Consider the following 14,838-nt stretch of genomic DNA (forward strand, 5'->3'; position numbering starts at 1 on the left):
ACCTTACCCCAACTGTCGCCGTCAAACCAGCCATCGCCAGACAACAAGGGGATCGGGGCGAATGAGCGCTCAAGCCAAGCTCGTCCCCAGCTTCCACCCGCCACCCAGCTCGATCTGCAGCACCTGGTCGTGCAGCGGCGCCAGCGTCTCGCGGTGGCCGACGCTGACCAGCACCGCTTGGGGCAGTTCGCGGCGGATCAGGCTGTAGAGGCTGTGTTCCAGACCGGTGTCGGTGGCCGAGGTGGCCTCGTCGAGGAAGACCAGCGCCGGGCGTGTGGCGACCACGCGGCCGAAGGCGAGGCGTTGCTGCTCGCCCGGTGACAGGACCTGGGACCAGTCGCGGTCGACCTCCAGCTGGTCGGCCAGATGGCCCAGCTGGACCTGGTCGAGGATGGCGCGTGCCTGGGCATCGTCCAGCGTCGCGCGCGGGTAGGCCAGCGCGTGGCGCAGCGTGCCCAGCGGCAGGTAGGGCTTTTGCGACAGGAACAGGCAGTCGGCATCGTCCGGCCGGGCGGCGTTGCCCTGGGCATGCGGCCACAGGCCGGCAAGGCTGCGCAGCAAGGTGGTCTTGCCGCTGCCCGAAGGGCCGCGGATCAGCAGCGCCTGACCGGGGTCGAGTTGCAGGCTCAGGTCGGCGGTCAGCACCCGGCCGTCGGGCCGGCGCACCGTCAGGTGGTCGAGCGACAGGCCCTCGGGACGTGCCGCAAGCGTCGGCATCGTCAGCGCCCTGGCGGCATCGGTGTTGCCGGTGAAGCCGGTCAGGCGGTCGAGCACGGCCCGGTAGCTGGCAAACGAGTCGTAGGAGGTGCGGAAGAAGCTGAGCGCCTCCTCGACCTGGCCGAAGGCCTGCGCGGTCTGCATCACGTCGCCCAGCTTGATGGTGCCGGCGAACAGGCGCGGGGCCTGGATCAGGAAGGGGAAGATGACCGCCACCTGGCTGATCGACAGGTTGTAGCCATCGAACTTCAGCGTGCGCCACAGCGTCGCCCAGGCGTTGGCGATGACGGCCATGAAGCCGCGTTCCAGCGTGACCCGCTCGGCCGCCTCGCCGCGGTACATGGCCACGCTCTCGCCGTACTCGCGCAGCCGCATCAGCAGGTAGCGGTAGGTGGCGGTGAGCTTCTCGTTGAGGAAGTTCAGGCTGATCAAGGGCCGGCCGATGCGCACCGCGAAGAAGGTTGCGACGATGACGTAGATGTAGACCAGGAAGACCATCGCCTGCGGCACCTCGGTGCCCGCCAGCGCCAGCGGCCCGGACAGGCCCCAGAGGATGCCGGTGAACTCGACCACCGAGACCACCGAGCCAACCAGCCCCATCGACAGTCCCAGCGTGTCGCCGACCAGGCTGGTGGCGTCCTGCTGGATGCGCTGCTCGGGGTTGTCGACCTCGGGGCTGGCGTAGCGGCCCAAGTGGTAGGCGCGGCCATCGAGCCAGCGTGTCAGCAGGCGGTCGTTCATCCACTCACGCCAGTGGATCGAGAACGCCGAACGGATGTAGCCATTGACCAGCGCCCGCACCACATGCAGCGACGCCAGCAGCGCGAACAGGTGCATGTGGGTCCAGAAGGCCGGCTGGTCCAGCCCCTGCAGCGCCGTGTAGAAACCGTTGTACCAAAACGAGAACAGCACGTTCACCCGCACCGTCAGCAGCACGAAGAACAGGATCAGCGCCACGCCCATCAGCGGCTTCCAGTCGCGCCACTGCCGCGGCCGCCCGCCGAGTTCGGCCGTGGAAGGCCAGAACCACGCGCCGCTGAGCGCCCAGAACTGGCGCCCCCAGACCGTCGTGCGGGCGAGCACCCCCATCACCACGACAAAGGCGACCAGCGTCACCGCATAGGTGCGCGCCAGCCAGATCGCGCTGTTGAGCAATTCTTGGTTCCAGTCCATGGGTCCTCGTGATTCGTTCGATTTCTGCGGGCACGAAGCCGCGAGACTAAATCAGCGGACGAAAAAAAAGAGAGCCCGGGGGCTCTCTCTTTCGGGGCTCGGGACGAGCCGATCAGGCCTGGCTGGACTTGGCGTAGTTTTCCATGCCGGTCACGACCTCGGCCTTGGCCGACTCCGGGCCTTCCCAGCCCTGGACCTTGACCCACTTGCCGACCTCGAGGTCCTTGTAGTGCTCGAAGAAGTGCTGGATCGCCTTCAGGCGCATCTGGTTGATGTCCTCGGGCTTCTGCCAGTGGGTGTAGATCGGCAGGATCTTGTCGATCGGCACGGCGAGCAGCTTGGCGTCGCCACCGGCCTCGTCGTCCATCTTCAGCACGCCGATCGGGCGGCAGGTGACGACCACGCCCGGGGTCAGCGGGTAGGGGGTGATGACCAGCACGTCGACCGGGTCGCCGTCATCGGCCAGCGTCTGAGGGATGTAGCCGTAGTTGCACGGGTAGTGCATGGCGGTCGTCATGAAGCGGTCGACGAAGATCGCGCCGGTCTCCTTGTCGACCTCGTACTTGATCGGGTCGGCGTTCATCGGGATCTCGATGATCACGTTGAACTGATCGGGCGCCTTGGCGCCGGGGGTGACGTTGTGCAGGCTCATGGGGGATCGGCCAGGTGGTTGTGGAGACGGGGTCGGCGCGGCGTTCTCTTGGCTTGCAAAGCCGGGTTGCCGTCAACCGGGAATCGCCCGGATTCTACGGTTGGGCCTTGCGGTGGCCTTGCGTTGGCCGGCCCGCTTGACCGAGGTCAGCCGGGCCTGTCCCAGGGTGGAACGTGCTGGAAAACACGGGGCGGGGCCGGGAAACCCTTCCCCTAGCATGGGTCCGCCTCGCAGGAGGCACCGCAGGCACGATGCCGTCGCGGGGCGCTCATCGCCCGGCGACGCTCCCGATGATCAATCGATGAGGAAGGAAACCCCATGTCGTCATCCACGGCGCTGATGCTGGCGCTGCTCTGTGGCCTGGCAGCCGTCATCTACGGCTTTGTCACCCGCAGCTGGATCCTGGGCCAGGACGCGGGCAATGCCCGCATGCAGGAAATCTCCGCAGCGGTGCAGCAAGGTGCCGCCGCTTACCTGGCGCGGCAGTACCGCACCATCGCGATCGTCGGCGTGGCGCTGGCCATCCCGATCGCGCTGTTCCTGGGTGGCATGACGGCGACAGGCTTCGTGCTCGGCGCGGTGCTGTCGGGGGCTTGCGGCTTCATCGGCATGAACGTGTCGGTGCGCGCCAACGTGCGCACCGCGCAGGCCGCCACCCGCGGCATCGGGCCGGCGCTGGACGTGGCCTTCCGCGGCGGCGCCATCACCGGCATGCTGGTGGTCGGCCTGGGCCTGCTGGGCGTGACCGGCTTCTTCTACGTCGTCACCGGCGGCACCAACGTGTCGAGCGAATCGCTCAAGCCGCTGCTGGGCCTGGCCTTCGGCTCGTCGCTGATCTCGATCTTTGCCCGTCTGGGCGGCGGCATCTTCACCAAGGGCGCGGACGTCGGCGCCGACCTGGTCGGCAAGGTCGAGGCTGGCATTCCCGAGGACGACCCGCGCAACCCGGCGGTGATCGCCGACAACGTCGGTGACAACGTCGGCGACTGCGCCGGCATGGCCGCCGACCTGTTCGAGACCTACGCCGTCACGCTGATCGCCGCGATGGCGCTCGGTGCCTTGATGGCCACCGGCGCGGCCCTGACCGCCGTGGTCTACCCGCTGGCGCTGGGTGGCGTGTCCATCATCGCCTCCATCATCGGCTGCCACTTCGTCAAGGCCAGCCCTGGCATGAAGAACGTGATGCCGGCGCTCTACAAGGGCCTGATCGTCGCGGGTCTGCTGTCGCTGGTGGCCTTCTGGTTCGTCACCTCGGCGATGTTCCCGCAGCCGGTCGCCCTGGCCGACGGCGCCAGCGCGAGCGCGACGAGCCTGTTTGGCGCCTGCATCGTCGGCCTGCTGCTGACCGCCGCGATGGTCTGGATCACCGAGTTCTACACCGGCACGCAATTCAGCCCGGTGCAGCACATCGCGCAGGCGTCGACCACCGGCCACGGCACCAACATCATCGCGGGCCTGGGCGTGAGCATGAAGTCGACCGCCTGGCCGGTCGCCTTCATCTGCCTGGCGATCTACGCCGCCTACGCGATGGCTGGCCTGTACGGCATCGCGATCGCCGCCACCTCGATGCTGTCGATGGCCGGCATCGTGGTCGCGCTGGACGCCTACGGCCCCATCACCGACAACGCCGGTGGCATCGCCGAGATGGCCGAGCTGCCCGCCAGCGTGCGCGACATCACCGACCCGCTGGACGCCGTGGGCAACACCACCAAGGCCGTCACCAAGGGCTACGCGATCGGCTCGGCTGGCCTGGCCGCGCTGGTGCTGTTCGCCGACTACACCCACGCGCTCGAAGCGCGCGGCCTGTCGGTCACCTTCGACCTGTCGGACCACAAGGTGATCGTCGGCCTGTTCATCGGCGGCCTGATCCCTTACCTGTTCGGCGCGATGGCGATGGAGGCCGTCGGCCGTGCGGCCGGTGCGGTCGTGGTCGAGGTGCGCAAGCAGTTCGCTGACGGCCAGATCATGGCCGGCAAGCGCAAGCCGGACTACAGCGCAGCGGTCGACATGCTGACCACGGCGGCGATCAAGGAAATGATCGTGCCCTCGCTGCTGCCGGTGGTCGCGCCGATCCTGGTCGGCCTGCTGCTCGGCCCGGCCGCGCTCGGTGGCCTGCTGATGGGCACCATCGTCACCGGCCTGTTCGTCGGCATCAGCATGTGCACCGGCGGCGGTGCCTGGGACAACGCCAAGAAGCTGATCGAGGAAGGCTTCAAGGACAGCGACGGCGTGATCCACCGCAAGGGCAGCGAGGCCCACAAGTCGGCCGTCACCGGCGACACCGTCGGCGATCCCTACAAGGACACCGCCGGCCCGGCCGTCAACCCGCTGATCAAGATCATCAACATCGTCGCCCTGCTGATCGTGCCGCTGCTGCCGGCCGGCGCGGCGCAGGCGCCCAAGGCGGCGCATGCCGAACCTGCGGCGCAGGTGCAGGCGGCCGAAGCCTCGGCCCCGGTCGCTGCACCGGCGGCCAGCCAGTAAGGTCGGCCCACCTCCCGGACAGGCGGCAGCGTCCGCCGTGTCCAGCACAAACAGCGCGGCTCCGTCCGCGCTGTTTGTCCTTTCAGGCCCGGCCCGGCGCCCTAGAGTCGACGCTCAGTCCGCTACGCGTCCGGCCCGGTCCCGCCCATGTCCACCTCCCCCATCGATCGAGAACTTGACCACGCGCGCCAGTCCGGCCCCGTGCGCACGCTCACCATCCCGCCCTGCCCCGAGCTGCTGACGCGGCTGCAGGCGGTGATGGCCGAGGCCGATCCCGACTGGGACGCGGTCGCCGCGATCGCCTCGGCGGACGTCGCCATGGCCGCCTCGCTGGTTCGTGCGGCCAACAGCCCCGTCTACAGCCGTGGTCGCGGCGTCGACAACGTGCCGCAGGCCATGTCGCTGCTGGGCCTGCGCCAGACCGCCGTGCTGCTGACCCAGTTCCTGGCCGCCCGCGCGTTGCCGCTCAACCATCCGTTGCTGGAAACCTTCTGGCTCGGCTCCTCGCGCCGCGCGCTGGCCATGGGCTATGTCGCCCGCCAGCTCTACGGCACCTCGCCCGACCTGGCCCACACGCTGGGCCTGTTCTGTGACGTCGGCATCCCGGTGATGCTGCAGGGCCTGCCCGGCTACGCCGGCACGCTGGTCGAGGCGCGTGCCCGCATGGACCGCACGCACACCCTGACCGAGCAGATCGCCCACAAGACCGACCACACCATCGTCGGCGCCCTGGTCGCCCGCACCTGGGGACTGCCGGAGGACCTCAAGACCGCCATCCGCCTGCACCACGAGGTCGAGGCCCTGGAAGACCGCTCGATCGCCGAACCGGTGCGTGTGCTGCTGGCCGCCACCGTGCTGGCCGAGCACCTGGTGCACAGCCATGAAGGCCACCCGGATGCACCGGAATGGATCCAGCGCGGCGGCGACTGCCTGCGTCACCTGCAGATCCATGAACATGAGCTGACCCACTGGCAGGACGCCCTGCAGCCGGTCTTCGAGCACCTGCAGCCCGCCTGATCAGGGGGGAAGACGGGTCCGGGCGACCCGAGCCCACGGGTGTCAGCACCCTTTCAGCGCGCTCGCGCAAGCTCGCATCTTTGCTGGCTTGATCACGGTCAAGCGCCGCGACAAGCTTCGAATCCGGGGTGTCCCGGATAGAATGTTGCGGTGCAGCATGCAACCCTTGTGCTGTTTGCCGACACCCGATCGGCCACCCATTGCCCCAAAAGGATGCGCGATGCTTTATCAGCTCTATGAAACCCAGCGTGCCCTGCTGAGCCCGTTCGCCGAATTCGCGAGCGCCTCGTCCAAGCTGTACAGCCATCCGATGTCGCCGTTCGCCAACGCACCAGGTTCGCAGCGCATGGCAGCCGGCTTCGACCTGCTGCATCGCCTGACCAAGGAATACGAGAAGCCGGCCTTCGAGATCACCTCGGTCAAGGTCGGCGGCGTCGACGTCGCGGTCCAGGAGCAGACCGTCGAAGCGCGCCCCTTCTGCCGCCTGCTGCGCTTCAAGCGCTACACCGACGACAGCAAGGTGCTGGAGCGCATGCGCGCCCAGCCGGCCGTGCTGGTCGTCGCGCCGCTGTCGGGCCACCACAGCACGCTGCTGCGCGACACCGTGCGCACGCTGCTGCAGGACCACAAGGTCTACATCACCGACTGGGTCGACGCGCGCATGGTGCCGCTGTCCGACGGCGCCTTCCACCTCGACGACTACGTCGCCTACGTGCAGGACTTCATCCGCCAGATCGGCCCCGAGGTCAACGTCATCTCGGTGTGCCAGCCGACCGTGCCGGTGCTGGCCGCGATCTCGCTGATGGCCAGCAATGGCGAAGCCACCCCGCGCACCATGACGATGATGGGTGGCCCGATCGATGCCCGCAAGAGCCCGACGGCCGTCAACAACCTGGCGATGAACCGCACGCTCGAGTGGTTCGAGAGCAACGTCATTTACCGCGTGCCGCAGAACTTCCCGGCCTCCGGGCGTCGGGTCTACCCCGGCTTCATGCAGCACACCGGCTTCGTGGCGATGAACCCCGATCGCCACGTCAACTCGCACTGGGACTACTTCCTCGACCTGATCCGCGGCGACGACGACAGCGCCGACGCGCACCGCAAGTTCTACGACGAGTACAACGCCGTGCTGGACATGCCGGCCGAGTACTACCTCGACACCATCCGGACGGTGTTCCAGGACTTTGCGCTGGTCTACGGCACCTGGCAGGTGCGCGGCCAGCTGGTGCGCCCGCAGGACATCACCCAGACGGCGCTGCTGACGGTCGAGGGCGAACTGGACGACATCTCCGGCGCCGGCCAGACCGAGGCCGCCCAAGGCCTCTGCGCCGGCATCCCGGCGGCCAGCAAGCGCCACTACAGCGTCGAAGGCGCGGGCCACTACGGCATCTTCTCGGGCCGCCGCTGGCGCGAGAAGGCCTATCCGGAAATCCGTTCCTTCATCCTGCAACACCAGCGCTGACCGTCCTGAGCCGGCCCGTCTTCACGATCGCACAGGTCGACGCGGCCCTGCCGCAGACCCAGTGCACCCGCTGCGGCGAGCCGGACTGCCACGGCTACGCCGAGGCCATCGTGGCCGGCCGTGCGGCCATCAACCGCTGCCCGCCCGGCGGTGCGCAAGGTGTGCAGCGGCTGGCCGAGATCACCGGTCAGGCGGCGGTCCCGCTCGATCCGGCGTGTGGCCACGAAGGGCCGCGCACCGTTGCCTGGATCGACGAGCGTTGGTGCATCGGCTGCACCCTGTGCATCAAGGCCTGCCCGGTCGACTGCATCGTCGGCAGCCACAAGCGCATGCACACCGTGGTCGAGGCCGACTGCACCGGCTGCGAGCTGTGCATCCCCGCCTGCCCGGTCGACTGCATCCAGCTCGACGTCGTGACGCCCGGCCGCAGCGGCTGGTCGGCCTGGAGCGACGAGGCCGCCGCCACCGCCCGGCGCCTCTACCTCGAACGCCAGGCCCGCCGCGAACGCCTGAAGGCACGCCATGCCCAGGCGCTGCAGGCCAAGGCCGAACACAAGCTCGCCCACGTCGAGACCTTGACCCGCGACGCCCATGGCGAGGAACTCGCCCGCAAGCGCGCCGTCATCCAGGCCGCGCTGGCGCGTGCGCGGGCCCAGCGCAAGCCCGATCCGACCTGATCAGACCTCGTCGAGCCACTCGAACACCAGCGACTGCGCCCGCGTGCCGGGCTCGGCCAGCTCGTCGACGATGGTGAAGTGGTTGACACCGGGCAGCGTCTCGCAGACCGGCACCGCCCGCGTCCCCCAGGCCTGCGCCAGCGCGCGGTTCTGATCGAGGAAGGCGCTGCTCTCGTCGCCACCCACGAAGGCCGCGTGCCGGCCCTTGGGCGCAGGCCGGCACACGGGGCTCCAGCGCGCGACGTCCTCGTCGCCCAGCTTCAGGTCGTCGCGCAAAAAGCCCACGCGCGAGACCGGCGCGAGGTCGTACACGCCCGACAACCCGACCGAGCGCCGCACCAGATCGGCCGGCAGATCCGGATCGACCCGGGCCCAGTCGCAGGCCAGCATCAGGGTCGCCAGGTGCGCGCCGGCCGAATGACCGACCACCAGAATGCGCCGCCGATCGCCACCGTAGCGGGCCACCTCCCGCCAGGTCCAGGCCAGCGCCCGGGCCATCTGCGCGGCGATCTCGCCGATCGACACCGTGGGGCACAGGTCGTAGTTCGGCACCACCACCGTCGCCCCGCCCTGCACAAAGGCCGGCGCCACAAAGCTGTGCTGCGACTTGTCCAGCGACCGCCACCAACCGCCGTGGATGAAAAACAGCACCGGCGCGCCATCGTCGTCAGCCGGAAAGACATCCAGCCGTTGCCCCGCCGTCGGCCCGTAGGCCAGGTCGAGCGCAACGCCCGGCAGCCCCTCCCGAGCCCGCGCCGAAGCCGCCGCCCAGCGCTCGAAGATCTGCCCATGCTCCGGCACCCGCGCCCGGTTGTCGTAGAGCGCATCCAGCGCCGCCTGATCAACCCCCTCATTCACCCGTTCACCCGCCATCGCCTCGCCCTATCGTTGCCCACAAGTGCCCGGTTTCTACACCAACGCCACACCAGCCCCCGATAGCGCCCTGCTATACTTTTTGTCGTTCGTGTGGGGGGGTAGCTCAGCTGGGAGAGCGCCGCGTTCGCAATGCGGAGGTCGGGAGTTCGATCCTCCTCCTCTCCACCACCGATCCAACGGCAAGGGCCCTGCAGCGATGCAGGGCCCTTTGCTTTTGGCGGGTCGACCATCTTCGATTTCTGAGCCCTGCCCTGACCTCGTCACAAGGCTTTCCACTCTTGTCGCAGGGCACGACATCCGCGCGGCTTGTGGCCCTGGCCGATCTCGCAGCCGAACCCTGTTCGATACCATCCCCGCGCTGAAGAAAAACGAAACGCCGGCCAGATGACCCCTTGCGAATGAGCGGGGCGCGGACGGTGGAAGCCAGGGAGAAGACGGCCATGCCAGCCGCAGCGTTCGAAACCAAAGTCGCCGTGCTGGTGACGCAGGTCTTATCGCCTTGCCTGCAAGTCGCCCACGCAGCAGGCAAGAACACCTCCGACATCGCGCTGGCGTTGGATGCGACCGTGGCCCTGGCGACGCCAGCGGACGCGACAGGAACCCCCACGACCTCATGAACAACCAGGCCCTCTCTTCCTTCATCTGGTCCGTCGCCGACCTGCTGCGCGGCGACTACAGGCAGTCCGAGTACGGCCGCGTCATCCTTCCCTTCACGATCCTGCGTCGACTGGACTGCGTGCTGGAGGCCACCAAGCCGGCCGTGCTGGCCGAGTTCAAGTCCAAGACCCAGGCCGGCCTGAATCCCGAGCCCTTCCTGCTGCGCAAGACCGGTGTGGGCTTCTTCAACAGCAGCCCGCTGGACCTGCCCACGCTGCTGGGCGATCAGGACCACATCCGGCAGAACCTCTACGCCTACCTGCAGGCCTTCTCGCCGTCGGCGCGCGACATCTTCGATCGCTTCGACTTCCACGCCCAGGTCGAGCGCCTGGCCAAGGCCGACCTGCTCTACCTCGTCACCGAGAAGTTCGCCAACATCGACCTGCACCCGCAGGTGGTCGACAACGCGACGATGGGCAGCGTCTTCGAGGAACTGATCCGCAAGTTTGCAGAAATCAGCAACGAGACCGCCGGGGAGCACTTCACCCCGCGCGAGGTCATCCGCCTGATGGTGAACCTGCTGTTCATCGAGGACGACGACGTGCTCACGCCCGGCAACGCCGTGGTGCGGACGATCTACGACCCCACCGCCGGGACCGGCGGCATGTTGAGCGTGGCGGCCGAGCACCTGCTGGCGCATAACCCGCAGGCGCGGCTGACCATGTACGGCCAGGAGCTCAACGACGAGAGCTATGCCATCTGCAAGGCCGACATGCTCATCAAGGGCCAGGACGTCGGCAACATCGTCGCGGGCAACACCCTGAGCGACGACGGCCACGTCACCCGTCGCTTCGACTACATGCTGGCCAACCCGCCCTTCGGCGTGGAGTGGAAGAAGGTCGAGAAGCAGGTGCGCCAGGAGCATGAGCAGAAGGGCTACGACGGCCGATTCGGCCCCGGCCTGCCGCGTGTCAGCGACGGTTCGATGCTCTTCCTGCTGCACCTCATCAGCAAGATGCGCCCGGCTGCAGAGGGCGGCAGCCGCTTCGGCATCGTGCTGAACGGCTCGCCACTGTTCACCGGTGGCGCCGGCAGCGGCGAGAGCGAGATCCGCCGCTGCGTGCTGGAGAACGACCTGCTGGAAGCCATCGTCGGCCTGCCCACCGACATGTTCTACAACACCGGCATCGCCACCTACGTGTGGATCGTCTCCAACCGCAAGCCCGAGGACCGCAAGGGCTACGTGCAGCTCATCGACGCCAGCAGCTTCTGGCAGAAGATGCGCAAGAGCCTGGGCAGCAAGCGCCGCGAGATGAGCGACGCGCACATCTCCACCGTCACAAACCTGTTCGGCGACTTCACCGAAGCCGAGCAGGTCACGGTGCTGGACGCCCGGGGCCAGCCGGTCGGCGAACCGCAGCTCGTCCCCGCCACCGAAACGCTGCCCGCCGCACCGGAAGGCGGGCGCCTCAAGCGCGTGCCCATCGCCCGCATCTTCCGCAACGAGGACTTCGGCTACACGACGCTCACCGTCGAACGCCCGCTGCGTGATGAAGCCGGCAACATCGTCGTCGGCCAGAAAGGCAAGCAGAAGGGCAAGCCCCAGCCCGACAGCGCCCTGCGCGACACCGAGAACGTGCCACTCGGCGAGGACATCGCTGCCTACTTCGCCCGCGAGGTGCTGCCCCACGCACCCGACGCCTGGATCGACGACGAGAAGAGCAAGGTCGGCTACGAGATCCCCTTCAACCGCCACTTCTACGTTTTCGAGCCGCCGCGCAGCCTGCAGGCGATCGACGAGGAGCTGAAGGCGGTGTCGGCCAACATCGTCCGGATGCTGGGGGAGCTGGCGGAATGAGGACGCGATATCTCGCACGCGCCACGACTAAAAAGTGCCCAACAAGTCAAACACGATTTACTTGTAGACCGTTTTTAGTGATGCAAACACGCCGCCAAGGTGAACAACTCAACTTCGAGACCCCGGCCGCCTTCTTCTCGCGCCTGAGCGACAAGCGTTGGGCGCCGGTGGGCGCGCCTCAAGGCCAAGACGATCTGGGGGTGTGTGAACTGGGGCGCCGCGCGGGCCGTGACGTCAAGCGCATGCACGAGGATGTTCAGTCCCTGCTCGAACTCGGCCTGGTGGAACGCACGGCCCCCGGCGGCGTGGTCCGCCCCTACACCGAAGTGCACATCGACATGCAACTGCTGTCGCCGCAGGGGGTAGCAGCGTGAGTTTGCCGAGGTATCCAAACTACAAGCCCAGCGGCGTGGAGTGGCTGGGAGAGGTTCCAGCGCATTGGCGGGTAGACCGTCTCAAGGCGTCCATCGAGTCGGCGCGCAACGGCATCTGGGGCGAGGAACCAAAGGGGGACACCGACGATATTGCTTGCGTTCGAGTGGCGGATTTCGATCGAATAGGTGTCAAGGTGAAAGCACCAATTCCGACGGTGCGATCCATCACCGAAAAGGAGCGAGCTGGCAGGCTGTTGCGCAAGGGTGATCTCCTGCTTGAAAAGTCAGGCGGCGGTGAACTTCAGCCTGTTGGCCAAGTCGTGATGTACCAATTGGACACCCCTGCGGTTTGCTCGAATTTTGTCGCACGGGTGGCTTTGGCGTCAGGCATGAGCGCGGGCTTCTGGAACTATGTCCACAGCGCCGCGTACTCCGTCGGCGTTAACGTTGGTGCCATCAATCAGACGTCCGGCATCCAGAACCTTGACCAAGACCGCTACTTCAATGAGCGAGCACCATTCCCGCCGCTTAACGAACAAACCGCCATCGCGACCTTCCTCGACCAAGAAACCGCCAAGCTCGACGCGCTGATTGCCGAGCAGGAAAAGCTCATCGCCCTGCTGGCCGAGAAGCGGCAGGCCACCATCTCCCATGCTGTGACGCGCGGGCTCAATCCTGGGGTGCCGATGAGGGATTCAGGAGTGGCTTGGTTGGGAGAGGTGCCGGGGCATTGGGACGTCACGCGGCTGAAACATGCCACCGAATTCGTAGTTGATTGCCCACACGAGACACCTACTTATGACGACGATGGCTTATATCGAGTTATTCGAACGGCCGATGTAAGTGAAGGACAACTGCACTTGGATGCAATGTATTCAGTTGCGCAAGGCGAGTATCAACGGCGCATCCGTCGCATGGCTCTCGAGGCAGGTGACATCGTCTACGGTCGTGAAGGCGAGCGATGGGGTTTCGCTGCACAAGTACCCGAAAGCGAAATGTTCTGTCTAGGTCAGCGGATGATGCAGTTTCGTTCAGCATCGACGATGCACGCTCGGTTTTTAATGTGGCAATTGACCGCACGGAGTACTTATCGACAAGGCGAACTGGACACCGTCGGCGCCACCTCCCCGCACGTCAATGTCGGCACCATTAGAAACTATGTACTGACCAAACCGCCGGTTGTAGAGCAACGACTGATCAGTGAATTCCTTGACATCGAGACGAAAAAGCTCGACCGACTCTACGGCGAGGCACAGCGGACTATTTCGCTTCTAAAAGAACGCCGCGCCGCCCTCATCGCCGCCGCCGTCACCGGGCAGATCGACGTGCGTGGCTGGCAGGCGGCCTGAGAAAAAAGTGTGTGAGCACCGTCGTTCTGGCAAAAAAATCGTGACACTGGCGGTTTTTCAAGCGCTCGGGGTGGAACTGGCATGAGCGACGTGGGCTACGCCTGGATCCAGGATCGGCTGGGGACGCCGAACTTCCTGGGTGCGCGGCGCGCGCGCCTGAGCTCAGGGGTCACGCGCATCGAACGCAGCGCGGACGGTGGACTGGCGGTGCCCGACAAGCTGGCGCCTGAGCCCACCGTCCTTCAACACGCGCTGTTCGCCCTCAAGCACGAGGGCGTGCACCTGGGCCTGCTCCTCAGCGCCCTGCGCAACACGCCGCCCCAGGACCTGACGGCGCTGGTGCTGGCCGCCCCGAACGGCGTGTACGGCCGCAAGCTGGGCCACCTGTGGGAGCGTTGGCACCGACAGCAGCTGCCCGGGCTGGATGACTTCCGCGTGGCGTCTGCCTATGCGCCCTTGTTCGACCCGGCGACCTACTTCGTGGGTCAGGCGCGGCGTGATGCGCGCTGGCGCATCGAGTGCAACGGCCTGGGCGAGCTGGACTTCTGCCCCGTGGTGCGCAAGACGCCCGCCATCCAGGCCCTGGTGGACAAGGACATCCTGGCGCAAGCCAAGGCGTTTGCCGATTCGGTGGGCGCCGCCATGCTGGAGCGCGCCCTGGCCTGGGCCTACCTGAGCGAGACCGAAGGCTCCTTCGCCATCGAGGGTGAAACCCCCAGCCAAGACAAGACCGCCCTGTTCGCCGCCGTGCTGCGACGCGCCCATGAGCAGCGACCGGTCACGGAAGAGATGCTGGTGGAGTTGCAGAACGCCGCCATCTCCAACCCATACGACAAGGCGGTGCAGTTCCGCACCGAACAGAACCGGCTGCAGAAGGACGTTCCGGGTGCCGCCGGCGTGACCTACGTCCCCCCGGCCCCTGAACTGGCAGTGGCGCTGATGCATGGCCTGATGCGCCTGGCCAATGAGCGCCCCGCCACGCTGGACGCCCTGGTGCACGCCGCCGTGGTGTCGTTCGCCTTCGTGTTCATCCACCCGTTCATGGACGGCAACGGACGACTGTCGCGCTTCCTGATCCACCACTGCCTGGGGCAGACGGGCCTGTTGCCGCCTCAATTCCTGCTGCCCGTCTCGGTGGCGATGAAGAAACACGAGGCCGCCTACCTGAGCGCGCTGACGGCCTTCAGCAAGCCGGCACGCCAGTTGTGCCAAGTGACCTGGGCTGGCGACGAGCACTATGCCTACGACTGGGCCGACGGTGCCGACATCTGGTTCCGGACCATGGACCTGACCGATGCGGTGGCCTTCACGCTCGACATGGCCGAGGCATCGCTGGACACCCACATGCGCCAGGAGGTGGAGTTTCTGGCCTTGTTCGATCAGGTCAAGCGCCACATCGACGCCCGCCACGACTTGCGCGGCAGTGATCTGGCCACCCTCATCGTGACGATCCACCAGAACGGCGGCACGCTGTCCAACAACCGCCGCAAGCGCTATGCAGACCGGGTCCAGGCGCATGTGCTCGATGCCATCGAGCAGGCCGTCCGCCGCGCCATGCAAGGACAGGCCTTGGACTCGGACGTCGACCCGGGCGAGTGACCC

12 protein-coding genes and 1 tRNA gene are annotated in these 14,838 nt (G+C 66.9%); 10 read left to right on the forward strand and 3 right to left on the reverse strand.

Annotated elements, in window-relative coordinates:
• Positions 1-69: 69 nt before the first annotated feature.
• Together EV685_RS05200 and ppa are read right to left on the reverse strand one after the other, a co-directional pair.
• Positions 70-1,890, reverse strand: a complete 1,821-nt coding sequence (locus EV685_RS05200; RefSeq protein ID WP_130480863.1) for an ABC transporter ATP-binding protein/permease — start codon at positions 1,888-1,890, stop codon at positions 70-72.
• A gap of 112 nt (positions 1,891-2,002) precedes the next feature.
• Positions 2,003-2,542: an inorganic diphosphatase gene (gene ppa, locus EV685_RS05205; protein WP_130480864.1), complete on the reverse strand. Its 540-nt coding sequence runs from the start codon at positions 2,540-2,542 to the stop codon at positions 2,003-2,005.
• 318 nt (positions 2,543-2,860) lie between these two features.
• Between ppa and EV685_RS05210 the strand changes: the two genes are divergently transcribed.
• The 4 genes from EV685_RS05210 to EV685_RS05225 all read left to right on the forward strand — a co-directional run bounded on the left by EV685_RS05210 (position 2,861) and on the right by EV685_RS05225 (position 8,182).
• Positions 2,861-5,026: a sodium-translocating pyrophosphatase gene (locus EV685_RS05210; RefSeq protein WP_130480865.1), complete on the forward strand. Its 2,166-nt coding sequence runs from the start codon at positions 2,861-2,863 to the stop codon at positions 5,024-5,026.
• Between the two features lie 147 nt (positions 5,027-5,173).
• A complete protein-coding gene (locus tag EV685_RS05215) occupies positions 5,174-6,043 on the forward strand; it encodes an HDOD domain-containing protein (RefSeq protein WP_130480866.1) in 870 nt (289 codons plus the stop codon).
• Positions 6,044-6,263: 220 nt separating this feature from the next.
• Entirely contained in the window at positions 6,264-7,505 is a 1,242-nt protein-coding gene (locus EV685_RS05220; RefSeq protein ID WP_130480867.1) for a polyhydroxyalkanoate depolymerase, read from the forward strand.
• Positions 7,506-7,510: 5 nt separating this feature from the next.
• On the forward strand, positions 7,511-8,182 hold the full coding sequence (locus EV685_RS05225) for an RnfABCDGE type electron transport complex subunit B (protein WP_130481001.1): 672 nt from the start codon (positions 7,511-7,513) through the stop codon (positions 8,180-8,182).
• Here EV685_RS05225 and EV685_RS05230 read toward each other — a convergent pair whose 3' ends face one another.
• Positions 8,183-9,040, reverse strand: coding sequence for an alpha/beta hydrolase (locus tag EV685_RS05230; protein WP_242615428.1), 858 nt, complete (start codon positions 9,038-9,040; stop codon positions 8,183-8,185). It lies immediately after the preceding gene.
• Between the two features lie 110 nt (positions 9,041-9,150).
• Between EV685_RS05230 and EV685_RS05235 the strand changes: the two genes are divergently transcribed.
• The 6 genes from EV685_RS05235 to EV685_RS05255 all read left to right on the forward strand — a co-directional run bounded on the left by EV685_RS05235 (position 9,151) and on the right by EV685_RS05255 (position 14,835).
• A tRNA-Ala gene (locus tag EV685_RS05235) sits at positions 9,151-9,226 on the forward strand.
• Between the two features lie 272 nt (positions 9,227-9,498).
• Positions 9,499-9,675, forward strand: coding sequence for a hypothetical protein (locus EV685_RS20750; protein WP_207224772.1), 177 nt, complete (start codon positions 9,499-9,501; stop codon positions 9,673-9,675).
• Positions 9,672-11,513: a type I restriction-modification system subunit M gene (locus EV685_RS05240; protein WP_130480869.1), complete on the forward strand. Its 1,842-nt coding sequence runs from the start codon at positions 9,672-9,674 to the stop codon at positions 11,511-11,513. Before EV685_RS20750 ends, EV685_RS05240 begins: the two co-directional genes overlap by 4 nt.
• An 80-nt stretch (positions 11,514-11,593) precedes the next feature.
• Complete coding sequence (locus EV685_RS05245) at positions 11,594-11,887, forward strand: HVO_A0114 family putative DNA-binding protein (RefSeq protein WP_130480870.1); 294 nt, start codon at positions 11,594-11,596, stop codon at positions 11,885-11,887.
• Between the two features lie 215 nt (positions 11,888-12,102).
• A complete protein-coding gene (locus EV685_RS05250; RefSeq protein ID WP_207224759.1) occupies positions 12,103-13,236 on the forward strand; it encodes a restriction endonuclease subunit S domain-containing protein in 1,134 nt (377 codons plus the stop codon).
• A gap of 81 nt (positions 13,237-13,317) precedes the next feature.
• Positions 13,318-14,835, forward strand: coding sequence for a Fic family protein (locus EV685_RS05255; RefSeq protein WP_242615429.1), 1,518 nt, complete (start codon positions 13,318-13,320; stop codon positions 14,833-14,835).
• The last annotated feature ends 3 nt before the right edge of the window (positions 14,836-14,838 follow it).

The organism is Sphaerotilus mobilis (assembly GCF_004216565.1).
Lineage (GTDB): Bacteria > Pseudomonadota > Gammaproteobacteria > Burkholderiales > Burkholderiaceae_C > Sphaerotilus > Sphaerotilus mobilis.

Bases quoted from the DNA above. Each gene is read 5' to 3' on its own strand.
- EV685_RS05200 (WP_130480863.1), bottom strand. From the start codon at position 1,890: ATGGACTGGAACCAAGAATTGCTCAACAGCGCGATCTGGCTGGCGCGC.
- ppa (WP_130480864.1), bottom strand. From the start codon at position 2,542: ATGAGCCTGCACAACGTCACCCCCGGCGCCAAGGCGCCCGATCAGTTC.
- EV685_RS05210 (WP_130480865.1), top strand. From the start codon at position 2,861: ATGTCGTCATCCACGGCGCTGATGCTGGCGCTGCTCTGTGGCCTGGCA.
- EV685_RS05215 (WP_130480866.1), top strand. From the start codon at position 5,174: ATGTCCACCTCCCCCATCGATCGAGAACTTGACCACGCGCGCCAGTCC.
- EV685_RS05220 (WP_130480867.1), top strand. From the start codon at position 6,264: ATGCTTTATCAGCTCTATGAAACCCAGCGTGCCCTGCTGAGCCCGTTC.
- EV685_RS20750 (WP_207224772.1), top strand. From the start codon at position 9,499: ATGCCAGCCGCAGCGTTCGAAACCAAAGTCGCCGTGCTGGTGACGCAG.
- EV685_RS05240 (WP_130480869.1), top strand. From the start codon at position 9,672: ATGAACAACCAGGCCCTCTCTTCCTTCATCTGGTCCGTCGCCGACCTG.
- EV685_RS05245 (WP_130480870.1), top strand. From the start codon at position 11,594: ATGCAAACACGCCGCCAAGGTGAACAACTCAACTTCGAGACCCCGGCC.
- EV685_RS05255 (WP_242615429.1), top strand. From the start codon at position 13,318: ATGAGCGACGTGGGCTACGCCTGGATCCAGGATCGGCTGGGGACGCCG.